Genomic DNA, 15,448 nt, shown 5'->3' with positions numbered 1-15,448 from the left:
TTAATTATTCTCTTGTTCTTTTTGTTGTAAATAAGCCTTTGCATGCAGTCCAACAAATGTGCGGCCTGCATTTTTTCCAGAAATCCATTCATCTACATCAAACAAATCAAATAAACCAATTTTAATTAAAGTCGGAATCGCAATTTTTAATTCCTCTTCAATTTGGCCTCGCTGCCCTGCATTATACAAATCAATATTATGCAACATCGTCGCTACTGTTCCAGTTTGTACTTTACTACCATCTTTAAGTACAACTTGAGGTAATACTTCCCCATCACTAACCACTTTTTGGTTAATTACAGATAATTGGTCTAGTCCAACAACCTTTGTCATTTACCACTCCAATAAAAAAAGCCAGTAGAAACTGGCTTTATATTGACACCAAAATAATTTCTAGCGCAATTTTAAGGTCATTAAGCCTAATACGACTAGTATAATCGTAATAATCCAGAACCGGATAACCACTTGAGTTTCTTTCCAGCCTTGTTTTTCATAGTGATGATGTAAAGGCGCCATCAAGAAGACACGCTTATTCCGCATCCGTAGCGACCCAATTTGCAGGAATACCGAAACAGCTTCCATCACAAAAACACCGCCCATAATCGCAAATACGATTTCTTGGCGCACCATCACAGCAATTGTTCCAAGCATTGCACCTAGAGCTAAAGCACCCACATCACCCATAAAGACTTGCGCCGGGTGTGCGTTATACCAAAGAAACGCCAAGCCTGCACCAATCATAGCAGAACAGATTACAACCAGCTCTGAAGTATATTTCACATATGGAATATGCAAATAATTAGCAAAACGGATGTCACCAGATAAGTAAGCAAATACACCTAAACCTGAAGCAACCATAACCACTGGCATAATGGCCAAACCATCCAAACCATCAGTTAAGTTAACCGCATTAGATGCACCATTAATGACTAAATAAGTGAATACAATAAATGCTAAACCCAAAGGAACGATAGAAAGTGGAATAGAAAGATTCTTAAAGAAAGGAATCAATAAATCCAACATATTTGCAGTATGTTCTGCATTAGATTGTTCAGTTGCAATTAGATATAACGCAATACCAGCACCGAGTGACGCAATAGAAGTCCAGAAGAATTTCTTACGAGCAGGTAAGCCAGCATTGTCTTTGTAGCGGATTTTAATCCAGTCATCTGCCCAGCCAACCGCACCAAACACAACCATCACACCAAGCACAATCCAAACATACGGATTAGATAAATCAGCCCACAATAGAGTACTAATACCAATTGAAAGCAGGATTAGAATCCCCCCCATCGTTGGTGTACCCATTTTTTTTGCATGATTTTCAGGAGCAAACGAACTTACTGCCTGACCGTATTTTAACGCTTGTAATTTACGAATCATGATCGGTCCGAGAACCAAACCAATGGTCAGTGACGTTAATACACTGAGTAAAGAACGTAATGTTAAATAACGAACGACTTGAAACGAACTGTGATAGCCCGCAAGTTGTTCAAACAACCATAACAGCATTTAAAGTTTCTCCATCAAATCAGCCATCAACGTTTCCATATGAGTAAAGCGAGAACCTTTAAACAGGAAACTCATGGACTGGGGTTGATGTGTTTGGATTAGATTGATTAAAAATGGAAGCGCCTCAGCTTGAGTCTGAAATGCTTTCAATTTATTAGAATGAAGGCCTGCACCTTCAAGAGCTGCCGAGGCAAACTGCCCAACTGCAACAATATGGTCTAAAGGAAGTTCTGCAAGATCTCGACCTAAGTCGTGATGCTCTTGCCAACTACTATCGCCAAGCTCTCCAATATCACCCATCACCATGACTTTAATGCCATTTTGCTGAAGTAATACTTGTGCCGCAGCACGCATAGAGGTTGGATTGGCGTTATAAGTATCATCAATAAACAAGTAAGGCGCTTTTTGAATAAAGTTCAAACGACCTTTCGCACCTTGCGCTTGCTCTAAACCTTTTACAATATCTTCTAGGCTAATACCTAATGCTAAAGCAAACGCTACGGCTGCCGTTGCATTTTGTACATTATGCTCGCCAGCAAATGGCAATCGTACAAGGCTAGAACCTTGAGGCGTATATAGCTGAAAATTGGCAGACTGTGGTAGCAGCTCAACTTCTGTAGCAAATACATCACCACCTATACCAAAGCTAGAAATTTGATGATCTTTGGCTGCTTCACGAATCTCGGCAGTGAAATCGTCTTGTTGCGGAACAATAGCAACGCCCTGAGGCAAAATATGACGATAAATTTCCGATTTAGCACGGCAAATGCCATCACGTCCACCGAACTCACCTAAATGAGCAGTTCCAATATTTAAAATGCCCGCGACGTGTGGCTGAACGAGTTTTGATGTGTAATCAATTTCACCTTGATGATTTGCACCAAGTTCCATCACCGCGTATTGATGTTCCTTGCGAAGCTCAAGCAGCATCATCGGCACGCCAAGGTCATTATTTAAGTTGCCTCGGGTGATGAGTGTAGGTGCCAAACGTGACAGTATGCTTCCTAGCATTTCTTTCGTGGTAGTTTTGCCACTACTTCCCGTTAAAGCAATCACTTTCAATTGAGCATTTTGTTGACGGCGATAAGCACCAAGTTGCCCCAAAGCTAAACGAGTATCAGCAACCACAAGCTGAGCAATATCAACATCTAATGGACGTTCAACAATTGCAATTTGACAACCCTTTGCTGCAACTTGTGCAACGAAATCATGTGCATCGAAACGTTCACCTTTTAGTGCTAAAAAGGCGTCCCCACTTTCTGCATGACGCGAGTCAGTCAAAATACGTTTAATTTCAGTTTGAGGGATCTGGTCTTTATGCCAGTAACCCTGTGTTGCCTGTTGTAATTGTTGAGCTGTCCACGGTTCCAAAGGCACGGTACTGGTGGTTGAAGTATGCATAATTGTTCCTATTGTGCAGGGTAAGCAGCATCTACCGTATGATGTTGTGCATCAATCGCAGAACGCACTTCAACCACATCATCAAACCAGTGACGCACACCATTAATTTCTTGATAATTTTCATGACCTTTACCGGCAATCACCACAATGTCACCAGCTTGAGCTTGTTCTGCAACAAATTTAATTGCCTCACGGCGGTCATGAATTTCATGCATACGGTGCCCTGAAAAATCGATTCCTTGCTTCATGTCAGCAAAAATCTGTTCAGGGTCTTCTGTTCTTGGGTTATCTGAAGTCAAAATAACCGGATTTGCACCATCTAAAGCGGCTTGGGTCATGAGTGGGCGCTTGCCACGGTCACGGTCTCCACCACATCCAAATACTGCCCAAAGCTCATTAGAGACATGTCGCTTTAAGGTCTTAAGCACTTGAATTAATGCATCTGGTGTATGTGCATAATCGACTACAAACAGTCGCTCATCATCACGAATGACTTGCATTCGGCCTGGGGCACCAAATAATTTAGGAACAAAATTAATTAATGCTTGTAAATCGAAACCAGCTTGCTCAGCAGCTATGAGCGCGGCAATCAAATTTTCAACATTAAAATGGCCTAATAGCGGACTTTCTACCGCAAATGAACCTTGCAGACATACCAGATTAAAGGTTGCACCAGTCAAGCTATAGCTTAAATCGGTAATGTAATAATCGGCTGTATTTTGAGTTAATGAATAAGTCAAAATTTTAGGTTGCGCTGGATTATTCTGAGCAGACTTAATCATTACATCTGCATGTGCATCATCTAAATTAATAACAGCAATTTTTAATGAATTAAATTGGAACAAACGAGCCTTTGCTTCTGCATAAGCTTCTAAAGTGCCATGATAATCAAGATGGTCACGACTTAAGTTACTATAAACAGCAATTTCAATCTCACAGCCATTTAGTCGCCCCTGCTCAAGACCATGCGAACTCGCTTCTAATGAAGCAAAAGTTGCACCCTGCTTAGCATAAGCATGTAATTCATTTTGTAATTGTAAAGCATCAAGAGTGGTATGCGTAGAAGGAGTCAAGTCTGGCAAAATACCATTACCAGTTGTCCCCATCACTGCACAGCGCTGCTGTTGTGAACTAATTAACTCAGCAATTAAGCGAGAAATAGTCGTTTTACCATTCGTCCCTGTTACAGCAATAATCCTTAATGGTTTAACTGTATCAGTCTGTTGTAAATAACGTTTTTGCCACTCACCCATGCGCTGGCGCACATCAGGGCATACCCACTCATTTGCAACACCTAATTCGGTTTCACTAATTACAGCAAGTGCCCCATTTGCTAAAGCTGCTTCAGCAAATGTACGTGTTTTTTCAGGTTGGCTATAACTGGTCAACGCAATAAAAATTTGGCCTGTTTCGATTTTACGACTATCTAAACCAAAGCCATGAAATGGCTGGTGAGGCCATTGTGCATCAATCTCGATTGGATTAATTTCTTGAAAAGAAACAGTCATAGCTTACCTGCGAGTAGGATTCTGTGGAGTATTAAGTGGCTTATCAAGCGGTACGTTCATTAAACGCAGTGACTCTTGCATAATACGAGCAAAAACTGGTGCAGCAACCAAACCACCGTAGTAACGACCTTGTGGATTCTCCACAACCACGATAACTGCTAAACGCGGGTCACTAATTGGTGCAACGCCTGCAAATAAAGCACGATATTCACTATTTGAGTAGCCTTTACCATCCGCACGTAATTTATGAGCGGTACCTGTTTTACCACCTACTCTATACCCTGGGATATTGGCCTGTGTCGCCGTACCACCCGGCATAGTCACTTGCTCAAGCATTAACAAGACTTGATCAGCAATTTTAGGATTTAAAACCTGCTCACCTTTAGGTGCCTGATCCAATTTATGCAAGCTTAATGGCATTTCGACGCCATGATTTGCAAGCATCGCATAGCCTTGTGCCAACTGAAGAATAGTTGCGTTTAGACCATAACCATAAGCCATGGTACCAATTTGAGAAGAGTTTAATTTACTTACAGGAAGTACTAAACCAGCACTTTCACCCGGGAACTTCACTGCTGAACGCTTACCAAATCCAACACGCTTAAAGAAGGTCGGCAATGTCTCTTTCGGAAGTGATAATGCAATTTTTGCAGAACCTACGTTTGATGACTTAATAATGACACCAGTTACAGTCAAAGCCCCGTAGTTATGGGTATCACGAATCGTATGCCAACCCAGACGCATTGAGCCGGGTGAGGTATTTACAATGGTATTCGGCGTATATTGCCCAGTTTCCAAAGCAGATGAAATCGTGAATGGTTTCATGGTTGAACCTGGCTCGAACATATCGATCGCACCACGGTTACGCATAGCATCTTTATTCGATAAACCATTCTTATCATTTGGGTTATAAGATGGCCAACTGGTCATTGCTAAAATCTCACCAGTTTTAACGTCAACTGCAATTGCCGTTGCTGAACGTGCATTATTCGCAACGCCTGCGGCCGTCAATTCACGGTACATAATGTACTGTAAGCGAGAGTCGATACTTAAAGTGATGTTCTCACCCGGCTCGCCCTCACGGATTACTTCAGAAACTTTTAAGCGATTCCCACGCTTATCACGAATAATTTTTTGTTCGCCATCGACGCCAGAAAGCTGTTTATTCAACTGCATTTCCAAGCCCTCGACACCTTTTCCATCACTATTGGTCAAGCCAATAATTTGGGCATTCGGCTGTGGTTGAGGATAATAGCGTTTGTAAGTTTTCTCCGCATAGACCCCTTGGAAGTTGCCTTTCATAATAAGGTCAGCTTGTTGCGGTGGAACTTCTTTTTTCAAAACTAGATAGCGAGAACGCGGACGCGCATTCATCTGCTTCTTAAGATCAGCACGGTCAACACCAACTACATCAGCAAGCTCATCTAGGTTTAAATTTTTATCAGGTAGCTGACGTTTTAATTTACGATTTTTTGGATCTTGTTTTAGTTCAGCCGTAATCTGATCGTATAAATGTTTGGTTTCAAAATAATCACGCGGATCCATCACAATTTTCATGATTGGACTACTAATCGCTAAAGGCACACCGTGGCGATCGCTAATCACCCCACGCATAGCTTCTATACGTTCAGTACGCAAAATATTGGCATTGGCCTTATTTTGTAAAAAGTCCTTATTAATGATTTGAACATAAAATGCACGCGCAATTAATACCACAAAACACAGTAGTACCATTGCCCAGAGCAGATAAAACCGCCACATATCAAAGGCAAGACTTGGTTTTTCCGAAATAGACTGCTGTTTTTTTCGTGTTTGCTTTGTTCGCTTATCTACCATACAGCAAGGCCTTACTTATTGTGCTCTGGAGTCATCGGTAAAGAAATTACCACCGTTTCTGCAGCAGGTGGCGAAAACATTCGTAATTGTGTGACAGCACGTGTACCAATTTGAGCAGTAGCACCAAACGTTTGCTGCTCAATCAATAAACGTCCCCATTCAGCATTGAGATCGTCACGTTCACGCATATAAGAGCTTAGCTCTCTATAATCATGACGATACTCAAACACCTGTAATACCACCATCATGGCACTGATAAAAACCACTGCCACCATGACTGCATACACTACGAATTTTTTGACCACTTTTTTTCCTGTGGTTTCGATTTCATCACTGCTTTTCATTACTCGCCTTTTTGTTCCAAGCGTTCAGCAACCCGAAGCCATGCACTACGTGAACGTGGGTTCGCTTTTACTTCTTGTTCACTCGCACGAACCCGCGAAATTTTCTTTAATCTTCTCGTATCAATCTGCTGCTCTGGCATACCCCAACCAGAATCCTCGGCCAAAGTTGATTCTTTTTGAATAAATTGTTTAATCAAGCGGTCTTCAAGCGAATGGAAGCTGATCACCGACAAACGTCCTTTTGGTTTAAGCAAGTCTACAGCTTGCGGCAAAAACACTTCAATATCATCCAGTTCTTTGTTAATAGCAATACGGATTGCCTGAAAAGTACGCGTAGCTGGATGCTTATGCTTTTCCCATTTTGGATGAGCTGTTTTTACAAGTTCAGCCAATTGCGCCGTAGTATCTAATTTTCCGGCTTGTTTAATTGCTTTCGCAATACGTCGACTATATCGTTCTTCACCGTATTGATAAATGATATTAGCCAATTGTTCTTCTTCAATTTCAAGTAACCATTCAGCAGCCGTCAAGCCTTTAGAATTATCCATGCGCATGTCTAAAGGGCCGTCTTGCATGAAACTAAAACCTCGTTCTGCGTGGTCTAATTGAGGAGAAGACACACCTAAGTCAGCCATAATCCCATCAACGCTTTGCACCCCAATTTCCTGCATTTTTTCTTTAATTTCAGCAAAACTTGCATGAATAATGGTAAATCTTGGGTCTTCTTGTGCTAAAGCAGCCGCAACTTCCAGAGCTTGAGGGTCTTTATCAAAGGCATATACTCGAGCATTTTCATCGAGTTTAGACAATAATAAGCGCGTATGCCCGCCTCGTCCAAAGGTTGCATCGATATACACCCCAGTTGTGCGATCTGCCAATAAGCTTTCAACGGTCTCAAAAAGTAAGACAGAAATATGCGACATAGGAGTTAAATCATAGCGTAAAAATGTAACTGCACATTATCACCTTGTTTATGATGAACACCAAACGGCTTTTTGTAGGAAAATATTAATTTTTCATAGAGAAAACCGTTTTCTTTGCATTTTTTAAGCAAAATAAAAAAGCAAGCTCACCTTTTCAGGTTCACTTGCTTCAATATTAAAAGTTTAAGTAATTTTTAAACGGATACTCTAGCTATATTTAGCTCTACTATTTTCCTTCATAAATCTGATCGAAGATGGCTCCATTGGCAAAGTGAGTTTGCTGAGCTTTTGCCCACCCACCAAAGACATCGTTAATCGTAAATAATTTAATTTTTGGAAATTGTGCTGCATATTTTGCAGCAACCTGAGGATTACGTGGTCGGAAGTAATGTTTAGCGGCCAACTCTTGTCCTAAAGGTGAATATAAAAAGTTAAGATAGCCTTTTGCCAAGGTACGGTTACCATCCTTATCGACTGTTTTATCTACAATCGCAACAGATGGCTCTGCCAAAATTGAAATGGATGGGTAAACAATTTCATATTTATCTTTATCAAGGCCTTTAGTTGCCAATAATGCTTCATTCTCCCAAGAAAGTAGAACGTCTCCAATTCCGCGCTCAGCAAATGTAGTAAGCGAACCACGTGCCCCAGAATCTAGCACTTTGACATTGTGATAAAGTTTTTTAACCAGCTCTTTTGCTTTTGCATCATTTCCACCTGGCTGTTTTAAAGCATATCCCCATGCAGAAAGATAAATCCAGCGCGGTGCTCCCCCCGTTTTCGGATTAGGCGTAATAATTTCAACACCCGGCTTAGTTAAATCATTCCAGTCACGAATATTCTTTGGATTACCTTTTCTAACTAAAAACACGACTGTAGATGTATAAGGTGCCGAGTTATTGGGAAATTCTTTTTGCCAGTTTGGCTGGATATATCCTGCTTTAACAATTTCATCAATATCGTTTGCTAAAGCCAAAGTCACCACGTCAGCCTGAAGACCAGTTGCTACAGCACGCGCCTGTTTTCCTGAACCACCATGGGATTGTTTAAAGTCGACATCTTGACCGGTGCGCTGTTTCCAAAATTTTCCGAATGCCTGATTATATTCTTGATAAAATTCACGAGTTGGATCATAAGAAACATTTAAAAATGCAGTCGCAGCCTGCACCGCAGTTACTGCCAACCCCATATATGTTGCGACTGCAATTATTGCTATTTTTTTCATTTATTAAAAAATCCAATTTATTTTAAACCCTAATATATTTTTATTTTTTTATTTTTCAATCAAACACTTATAATATTTTAAGGTTTGCTAATTACTTTAAAAGATATAACCAACGATTACTTTTTATTCATAATTTCGAAAAGTTTTGTAATTATTCTTATAGTTTATTTATAGTCTTCACTTTATCTACACATTAATTTGTTAAATAATGAGACGTAATGGATACAGATAGGCTACATTTGAAAGATACCAAGGTGAAATAAAGGTATTTTTTGTAAAAAGTGTGACATAGTTCTACTTTTTTATTAAAATTTATGTTTGAATCGTAGCGTTACCGTAATTTACATTTGGTTAAACTCAAAAAATAGACGAAATGTACATACTGAGGGGATGAGCAAAAATGAAAATTAATTATGGAAAAGCTTTGAGTTTGGGTTTGGTGCTCAGTTTTGCATCGCAATTATCTACTGCCGCAGCACTCAAAGATACACCGAGCAAAAGCGTTTCTGACCGTCAGTCTTCGCTTATTGAAAAAGCGTTAGACCAACAAAAACGTAATACCATAGCCTTACCATCTACAGATGATGAGCTAAAAGTACTTAACACTATTCGTGTAACACCTACTCAAAATTTTCTTGCTGCACAGCATGAACGTTTTTCACGTTTTGTTCAGGCAATCTTCCAGCCGCATACCTCTTAATATTTGAAACGGCCCCTCATCGTTTCAAATTAAGCCCAGTCTGTCGTTAAATAAAAACGTCAGAATACTGGGCTTTTTCGTTATAATAGTTTCAATTTTTATTTTGACCCATAATCTATGAAAGTTCGTACTCGTATTGCACCTTCTCCTACTGGTTTCCCACATGTTGGTACTGCCTACATTGCTTTATTTAATATGTGTTTTGCAAAACAACACGGTGGGGAATTTATTTTAAGAATTGAAGATACAGACCAACTTCGCTCTACGCCAGAATCTGAAAAAATGATTTTAGATTCATTACGCTGGTTAGGTTTAAACTGGTCTGAAGGTCCAGATGTAGGCGGCCCTCACGCACCTTATCGCCAATCAGAGCGCATGGGAATTTATAAGCAATACGCGTTAGAACTTGTTGAAAAAGGTCATGCTTTTTACTGTTTCGCGACAGCCGAAGAACTAGATCAAATGCGTGCCGAGCAACAAGCTCGTGGTGAAACACCAAAATATGATGGTCGTGGTTTAAAGCTTTCTCAAGAAGAAGTTACTCGCCGCCTTGAAGCAGGTGAACCTCATGTCATTCGTATGAAAGTACCAGAAGAAGGTGTATGTAAATTTAATGACTTATTGCGTGGGGAAGTAGAAATTCCTTGGGCACAAGTCGACATGCAAGTCCTTCTTAAAACAGATGGTTTGCCAACTTACCATTTAGCCAATGTAGTTGATGACCATTTAATGGAAATCACTCATGTATTACGTGGTGAAGAATGGCTTCCATCTGCGCCAAAGCATCAGTTGCTTTACCAATACTTTGGTTGGGAAATGCCAACACTTTGCCATATGCCATTGTTACGTAACCCAGATAAATCGAAGTTATCTAAACGTAAAAATCCAACATCAATTAACTACTACCGCGATATCGGCGTTCTACCAGAAGCCTTACTCAACTATTTAGGCCGTATGGGCTGGTCAATGCCAGATGAGCGTGAAGTATTTACCCTGCAAGACATGATGGATCACTTTGATATTCAACGTGTATCTTTAGGTGGTCCAATTTTTGATGTCGAAAAACTCAATTGGTTAAATGGTCAATGGATTAAAGGCTTAACACCAGGCCAACTATTAGACCGATTACTTACTTGGAAAAGTGATCGCAACACTTTAGAAGACATTGCTGCCGCTATTCAACCACGTATTAATTTACTTTCTGAAGCTGTGAATTGGGCTGGTTTTTACTTTAACCATATGCCACAAATTACAGCCGAAATGTTTGAAAGTAAAAAATTGACTCAAGAACAAGTTCGTCAAAGCTTACAATTTGCAATTTGGCGTCTTGAAGGTCAATTTACTTGGAATAATGACACGGTTAGCCAAACCTTAATGGACTTGGCAAATCAGATGGGCATTAAATTACGTGACTTTATGCCAGCGTTCTTTATTGCAATTGCTGGTTCAACTAGTTCAACACCAGTTATGCAATCAATGGTTACGATTGGCCCTGATTTAACCTTTGCTCGCTTACGACATGCATTAGAAATTGTAGGTGCACCGAGCAAAAAAGAGGTAAAAATCTGGGAAAAACTCAATGAAAGCTTAAAACTGCCGAAAAATGAAGCAACTAGCGAAGCTTAATTCATTTTTTTGTTGACGTGTGAGCGCATTCACCCTAATATTGCGCTCACACAAACTGGGGCCATAGCTCAGTTGGTAGAGCGCTACAATGGCATTGTAGAGGTCAGCGGTTCGATCCCGCTTGGCTCCACCAAGATCCTTTGTGTTTGCCTCATCAAGTCCCTATCGTCTAGAGGCCTAGGACATCGCCCTTTCACGGCGGTAACCGGGGTTCGAATCCCCGTAGGGACGCCATTTTCTATTAGAAAAACTCATTTTAAAGACTCTTTCGTCATCTTCCTGTCTATTCTTTGACACCTTCTTGATTGCACATTTGTCTATTTTATCTAAAATAGCGTCTTTCTCAAATTCTCTCAATGTGTATGTAATATGCAGCCATCTGACAATCAACTAGATGCTCAGCATCAGAACAGTACTGCACCTTTAAAAAGAGCCATGAGTACTCGCCACCTTGTGATGTTATCGCTCGGGGGAGCAATCGGTACTGGTTTATTTTTGGGTTCAGGGGAAGTCATTTCACAAACTGGACCTATTGGCGCAATTATTGCCTACATTCTTGGGGGCGCGATTGCTTACATGGTTATGCTCTGTTTAGGCGAGCTGGCTGTCCACATGCCTGTATCTGGCTCTTTTGGTGCATATGCTCAAAAGTACATTAGTCCAAGTACAGGTTATATGATTTCATGGATGTATTGGCTAACATGGACAGCAACGCTAGGAACCGAGTTTACTGCTGCTGCTCTACTGATGCAGGAATGGTTTCCACAAGTCTCAATGTGGATTTGGACTCTCATATTTGCAGTGACGATTTTTGGACTCAATATTAGTTCAACTCGAGTATTTGCTGAGTCTGAGTTCTGGCTAGCACTGGTTAAAGTGGTAACTGTTATTGCATTTATTGTGCTTGGGTTATTAGCCATTTTTGGTTTAATTCCTTTTCATGGCGCTCAAACTGCTCCTCTATTTAGTAATTTAACTGCCCAAGGCTGGTTCCCACACGGTTTCCTTCCTATTTTTACGACCATGCTGATTGTGAATTTTGCGTTCTCTGGAACGGAACTGATTGGTGTGGCTGCTGGCGAAACTAAAGATCCTGCTCAGAATGTTCCTAAAGCGATTAATGCTGCGATCTGGCGTCTTCTTATTTTCTTTGTCGGCACCATTATCGTGATCAGCGCATTACTTCCTTTCCAGCTTGCAGGCTTAAGCAGTGAAAGTGTAAGTAGCAGCCCTTTTGTTACTGTATTTAATTATATTGGCATTCCATATGCTGACGACATCATCCGTTTTGTAATTATTACTGCTCTACTTTCAGCTGCCAATTCAGGTTTGTATGCAGCATCACGCATGATGTGGTCTTTATCAGAACAAAAGCTTCTTCCAAGTGTATTTTCAACTCTTTCAAAAAGCGGAACGCCTATTGTTGCTTTAGTAGTAACTATGTTTGGTGCAATTCCCGGTTTATTGTCAGAACAATTTGCACCTGAAACCATCTTTAAAAACTTACTCGGTGTTGCAGCTTTCACCATGGTTATTGTCTGGATGAGTATCTGTTTAAGTCAGTTCAATTTCCGTAGGCAGTGGTACCGAGCTGGGCATACAGTTAAAGATTTAAAATATGCAGCGCCATTATTTCCTATCGTTCCAATTTTAGGTTTTCTTTTCTGCTTTATTACCTGTTTAAGTATGGCAGCAGATCCTCAAATGCGAGCTGGTTTTGTAGGTTGCTTAATTTTTACTGCTTTATGTTATGTGAGTTACTTTATTTTTTATCGTGACAAAGCTTAAGTACTTGTAATTAAAAGTGTAGCAAAAAGCTACACTTTTTTTTGCCTAGACACTGGCTTTATATAACCTACCGTTGTAGATTAAAATTCATATTAAAAACAATTCTTTGCCTACAATGAAAATTATATTTATCCACGGGATGAATCAGCAAAATTACACAGCACATAGCTTAAAGGAGCATTGGCTAAAAGTATTTAAACTGGGCTTAAAACAATTACATTGTAGAGTTAATTTAAGAGATCTACATATACATATGCCATTTTATGGCGATTTAATGACGAAATATCAATTATCCAATCAATTAGACCTAAACACCCTACTTCCAAAATCTTTTAACTTTCATTTACCTGTTCATCTACACCAGCAACAATCTACACCTAAGGAACATACTCCTTTTGTTCCTCAGCTTCCGCTTTCCCCAGATCAACCAGCAGAAAACCTATCAGAGCGCTTATATCTAACCTCTCAGCTAGTAAAAGACCGTGTTCTTAAAGAAATGGTGATCCTTCTAAATAGTTTTCCAAAACTACATGAGAGCTTAATTCAGCAATTCCTGATTGAAACGTATATGTATTTATCAAATCCTGATTTTATGCATGAAGTTCACCAAAGAATTTTAAAACAAATGCACGATGATGAAGACTGCATTGTAGTTGCGCACTCTTTGGGTTCTGTAATTGCATTTCACTTATTATCAGATCCGGCTTATCATTTTTCAGTACAACGCTTTGTTACCTTGGCTTCACCACTTTCTTTTCGGGTGATCCAAAGTAAACTTCCTATTCCGATTGAACGACCAAAATGCCTCAATGGTGATTGGTATAATTTCTACTCAAAAGATGATTTTTTAACAGCTTTCCCATTAAGTGAAGCACCTTTTGATTTTACCCCACCAATTATCAATCAAGAAATTTTTACTTTTGCCAACCAGCCTCATGAAATTGTAGGGTACTTACAACACCATGCCGTCATAAAAGCCATTATTGAACCTTTTCAATAAAAATTAGCCATAAATGCCTATATTTTCTACAATTTGAGTTATTTTTAAGCGCTTGACCGTTTTTTTTAATATTTCTTCAGAAAACTATTTGACACTTTTATTAAATCGACCTAATATACGCCCACCTCTGAAACGTCCCTATCGTCTAGAGGCCTAGGACATCGCCCTTTCACGGCGGTAACCGGGGTTCGAATCCCCGTAGGGACGCCACTAAATTCGAGGAAAAGCAAAGTTTAATTATCTTTGTCGAGAATTTAGGTAAGCAGTTTACTGCACACAGGTAACTAGCCTCATATAAGTCCCTATCGTCTAGAGGCCTAGGACATCGCCCTTTCACGGCGGTAACCGGGGTTCGAATCCCCGTAGGGACGCCAAATTCTAAAAAGCCACTGCATAATGACAGTGGCTTTTTTCTTATCTAGACAATAAGAAAGCTGATCATCAACCAGCTTTCCATCATTTTAATTTAATTCGCGATTCCAACTTGGACTTCAAGACGACCCGATTGAACTCGCAAACCTTTTATTTCGAACTGATCTACCAATTGCTGTACAAGCTCACGGCTTTCTCTCAAAATATTAAGTCCCGGTAAAATACTAAAGTCGGTTAAGTTTAAAAGCTTCTCGACCATCCATGAACGGTTATTAATGAAGTCAATAAATCCGGCCTGTTCAAGGTCAATAAACCACATACGGTGACCATCACGCTGAATGCCTGGAATATCACGAATCAAATGATTAATCAGCGATGGTATAGGCAACATGTTAATCACTTCAAAACCAACTCGTCCAATTCGACGCACAGCCCAATTCGACAAAGTTCCCCCATGACGAATTTGCACATCTAAACTTTCATCCATTTGGCGTAAGCGTAAAAATTTTTCTTGCCCAATTCGACATTCCAACACACGGAAATCTAAACTAAGTCGATATATAAAACGGCGATAGTGTCCATCTATTTCAACCTGAAATCGATCGTTCCCACACTGAACTTTAATATCATCAATTTCTGAACGATCTATTCGTTTACGAATTTGACTGTTTAACAGCATTTCAGGCAAATATAAATTCAGCGTGCTTTTACCTAAAAAGGTACGTGCCATGATTAAGGCAACTTGCCGCGCAGTTTCGCTCGTTTCAGACACCATGTCTCTAACAGTTCCAGCTGCCAGATTGGTCATGCCAACAACTCCTCTCTTTGTATGAGTTGTTACATGGTCTAAAGCATCTAAAGCTGCATCTGCAACCTCTGCAAGATTACGTGTCCTATCACTAGCAAAGCCAACTGCATCATGAGCATGTTGCAAGGTCTTATGCAGCAATCGGCGTGAGAATGACAGTTTTATAGGGTCAGGGGCCCCTGAAACTGTTGATGTCGTTATAGGCTCCGACTTATTGTCATCTTCTTGACCCAAGTCCTTCTCCTTTTTATATTTCTTTCGCATCCTACTAATAAGCTTTTCAGCTCATTTCCAGTGTTGAATACACTTGGTTTTTATCTAGATTAGCATGCTCTACAGTATTATTTTAACTTTTATGTGTACGCATAAATCATCATTTATTCATATACCCTTGTTTCAAAAAAG

The 15,448-nt window shown here is 40.0% G+C and carries 13 protein-coding genes and 4 tRNA genes; 8 read left to right on the top strand and 9 right to left on the bottom strand.

Features of this window, described 5'->3' with window-relative positions; all coding sequences use genetic code 11:
• The 8 genes from F985_RS21585 to F985_RS21550 form a co-directional block, all read right to left on the bottom strand.
• Window positions 1-333, bottom strand: coding sequence for a DUF7709 family protein (locus F985_RS21585; protein ID WP_004705180.1), 333 nt, complete (start codon window positions 331-333; stop codon window positions 1-3).
• Between the two features lie 60 nt (window positions 334-393).
• Entirely contained in the window at window positions 394-1,512 is a 1,119-nt protein-coding gene (gene mraY, locus F985_RS21580) for a phospho-N-acetylmuramoyl-pentapeptide-transferase (protein ID WP_004705178.1), read from the bottom strand.
• A complete protein-coding gene (locus F985_RS21575; protein WP_004705175.1) occupies window positions 1,513-2,913 on the bottom strand; it encodes a UDP-N-acetylmuramoyl-tripeptide--D-alanyl-D-alanine ligase in 1,401 nt (466 codons plus the stop codon).
• A gap of 8 nt (window positions 2,914-2,921) precedes the next feature.
• Window positions 2,922-4,421 carry a UDP-N-acetylmuramoyl-L-alanyl-D-glutamate--2,6-diaminopimelate ligase gene (locus F985_RS21570; protein WP_004705174.1) on the bottom strand — a complete coding sequence of 500 codons (1,500 nt, stop codon included), beginning with the start codon at window positions 4,419-4,421 and terminating at the stop codon, window positions 2,922-2,924.
• Window positions 4,422-4,424: 3 nt separating this feature from the next.
• On the bottom strand, window positions 4,425-6,257 hold the full coding sequence (gene ftsI / locus F985_RS21565; RefSeq protein ID WP_004705171.1) for a penicillin-binding protein PBP3: 1,833 nt from the start codon (window positions 6,255-6,257) through the stop codon (window positions 4,425-4,427).
• An 11-nt stretch (window positions 6,258-6,268) separates the two neighbouring features.
• Window positions 6,269-6,601, bottom strand: a complete 333-nt coding sequence (ftsL, locus tag F985_RS21560) for a cell division protein FtsL (RefSeq protein WP_004705170.1) — start codon at window positions 6,599-6,601, stop codon at window positions 6,269-6,271.
• Window positions 6,601-7,524, bottom strand: coding sequence for a 16S rRNA (cytosine(1402)-N(4))-methyltransferase RsmH (gene rsmH, locus F985_RS21555; protein WP_004705167.1), 924 nt, complete (start codon window positions 7,522-7,524; stop codon window positions 6,601-6,603). The genes ftsL and rsmH overlap by 1 nt, the downstream gene beginning before the upstream one ends.
• A 226-nt stretch (window positions 7,525-7,750) precedes the next feature.
• Window positions 7,751-8,749, bottom strand: coding sequence for a sulfate ABC transporter substrate-binding protein (locus tag F985_RS21550; RefSeq protein WP_004705166.1), 999 nt, complete (start codon window positions 8,747-8,749; stop codon window positions 7,751-7,753).
• Between the two features lie 400 nt (window positions 8,750-9,149).
• Here F985_RS21550 and F985_RS21545 point away from each other — a divergent pair, with 400 nt between their 5' ends.
• The 8 genes from F985_RS21545 to F985_RS21510 all read left to right on the top strand — a co-directional run bounded on the left by F985_RS21545 (window position 9,150) and on the right by F985_RS21510 (window position 14,237).
• Window positions 9,150-9,449, top strand: coding sequence for a hypothetical protein (locus F985_RS21545; RefSeq protein WP_004705163.1), 300 nt, complete (start codon window positions 9,150-9,152; stop codon window positions 9,447-9,449).
• Window positions 9,450-9,566: 117 nt separating this feature from the next.
• Window positions 9,567-11,075, top strand: coding sequence for a glutamate--tRNA ligase (gene gltX, locus F985_RS21540; RefSeq protein ID WP_004705162.1), 1,509 nt, complete (start codon window positions 9,567-9,569; stop codon window positions 11,073-11,075).
• Between the two features lie 57 nt (window positions 11,076-11,132).
• A tRNA-Ala gene (locus tag F985_RS21535) sits at window positions 11,133-11,208 on the top strand.
• A 25-nt stretch (window positions 11,209-11,233) separates the two neighbouring features.
• Window positions 11,234-11,309, top strand: a tRNA-Glu gene (locus F985_RS21530).
• 135 nt (window positions 11,310-11,444) lie between these two features.
• The gene (locus F985_RS21525; RefSeq protein WP_004705160.1) at window positions 11,445-12,863 is read left to right on the top strand and encodes an amino acid permease; all 1,419 of its coding nucleotides are present in this window, start codon (window positions 11,445-11,447) and stop codon (window positions 12,861-12,863) included.
• Window positions 12,864-12,978: 115 nt separating this feature from the next.
• Window positions 12,979-13,863 (top strand): PGAP1-like alpha/beta domain-containing protein, encoded by an 885-nt coding sequence (locus F985_RS21520; protein WP_004705157.1) that lies wholly within the window; start codon window positions 12,979-12,981, stop codon window positions 13,861-13,863.
• A 134-nt stretch (window positions 13,864-13,997) separates the two neighbouring features.
• A tRNA-Glu gene (locus F985_RS21515) sits at window positions 13,998-14,073 on the top strand.
• A gap of 88 nt (window positions 14,074-14,161) precedes the next feature.
• Window positions 14,162-14,237 (top strand) — tRNA-Glu (locus tag F985_RS21510).
• Between the two features lie 92 nt (window positions 14,238-14,329).
• On the opposite strand, the gene F985_RS21505 is transcribed toward F985_RS21510, so the two are convergent.
• Window positions 14,330-15,277 carry a hypothetical protein gene (locus tag F985_RS21505; protein ID WP_004705155.1) on the bottom strand — a complete coding sequence of 316 codons (948 nt, stop codon included), beginning with the start codon at window positions 15,275-15,277 and terminating at the stop codon, window positions 14,330-14,332.
• Between the last annotated feature and the right edge of the window lie 171 nt (window positions 15,278-15,448).

The sequence above is a fragment of the Acinetobacter seifertii genome, from assembly GCF_000368065.1.
GTDB lineage: Bacteria > Pseudomonadota > Gammaproteobacteria > Pseudomonadales > Moraxellaceae > Acinetobacter > Acinetobacter seifertii.
This window is presented reverse-complemented; position numbering and strand designations above follow the sequence as displayed.

Coding starts and splice junctions, on each gene's coding strand:
- F985_RS21550 (WP_004705166.1), bottom strand. CDS start 8,749: ATGAAAAAAATAGCAATAATTGCAGTCGCAACATATATGGGGTTGGCA.
- F985_RS21570 (WP_004705174.1), bottom strand. CDS start 4,421: ATGACTGTTTCTTTTCAAGAAATTAATCCAATCGAGATTGATGCACAA.
- mraY (WP_004705178.1), bottom strand. CDS start 1,512: ATGCTGTTATGGTTGTTTGAACAACTTGCGGGCTATCACAGTTCGTTT.
- F985_RS21545 (WP_004705163.1), top strand. CDS start 9,150: ATGAAAATTAATTATGGAAAAGCTTTGAGTTTGGGTTTGGTGCTCAGT.
- ftsL (WP_004705170.1), bottom strand. CDS start 6,601: ATGAAAAGCAGTGATGAAATCGAAACCACAGGAAAAAAAGTGGTCAAA.
- rsmH (WP_004705167.1), bottom strand. CDS start 7,524: ATGTCGCATATTTCTGTCTTACTTTTTGAGACCGTTGAAAGCTTATTG.
- F985_RS21585 (WP_004705180.1), bottom strand. CDS start 333: ATGACAAAGGTTGTTGGACTAGACCAATTATCTGTAATTAACCAAAAA.
- F985_RS21575 (WP_004705175.1), bottom strand. CDS start 2,913: ATGCATACTTCAACCACCAGTACCGTGCCTTTGGAACCGTGGACAGCT.
- gltX (WP_004705162.1), top strand. CDS start 9,567: ATGAAAGTTCGTACTCGTATTGCACCTTCTCCTACTGGTTTCCCACAT.
- F985_RS21520 (WP_004705157.1), top strand. CDS start 12,979: ATGAAAATTATATTTATCCACGGGATGAATCAGCAAAATTACACAGCA.
- F985_RS21525 (WP_004705160.1), top strand. CDS start 11,445: ATGCAGCCATCTGACAATCAACTAGATGCTCAGCATCAGAACAGTACT.
- ftsI (WP_004705171.1), bottom strand. CDS start 6,257: ATGGTAGATAAGCGAACAAAGCAAACACGAAAAAAACAGCAGTCTATT.